The sequence below is a fragment of the Streptomyces racemochromogenes genome (assembly GCF_044129415.1).
GTDB classification, from domain to species: Bacteria; Actinomycetota; Actinomycetes; order Streptomycetales; family Streptomycetaceae; genus Streptomyces; species Streptomyces racemochromogenes_A.
Genome location: NZ_JBBDHD010000333.1, coordinates 1 through 466, shown reverse-complemented (window position 1 = coordinate 466; position 466 = coordinate 1). Strand labels below are relative to the sequence as shown.

Annotated in this window: 1 protein-coding gene; it reads right to left on the bottom strand. The window is 73.0% G+C overall.

From position 1 onward, the window contains the following. Nucleotides 1–466, bottom strand: a 466-nt coding sequence (locus WDV06_RS37145; protein ID WP_395514202.1) for a beta-ketoacyl synthase N-terminal-like domain-containing protein, incomplete at both ends; no start/stop codon positions are given.

Sequence of the window (466 nt, the reverse complement as noted above, 5' to 3'; positions counted from 1 at the left end):
GAGAGCCGCTCGACGAGGAGCATGCCCGCCCCTTCGGCCCAGCCGGTGCCGTCGGCGTCGGCCGAGAAGGCCTTGCAGCGGCCGTCGGCGGCCAGCCCGCGCTGACGGCTGAACTCGACGAAGGTGTTCGGCGTGGCCATGACGGTGACACCGCCGACCAGGGCCATCGAGCACTCGCCCTGGCGCAGGGCCTGGGCCGCGAGGTGCAGGGCCACCAGCGACGAGGAACAGGCCGTGTCCACCGTCACCGCCGGCCCCTCCAGGCCGAAGGTGTAGGCGACGCGACCGGAGGCGATGCTGCCCGCGCTGCCGTTGACCAGGTAGCCCTCGAAGCCCTCGGGGACGACGGAGAGCCGGGAGCCGTAGTCGTGGTACATGACGCCCGCGAACACCCCCGTACGGGAGCCGCGCAGGGTCGCCGGGTCGATCCCGGCCCGCTCGAACACCTCCCACGAGGTCTCCAGCA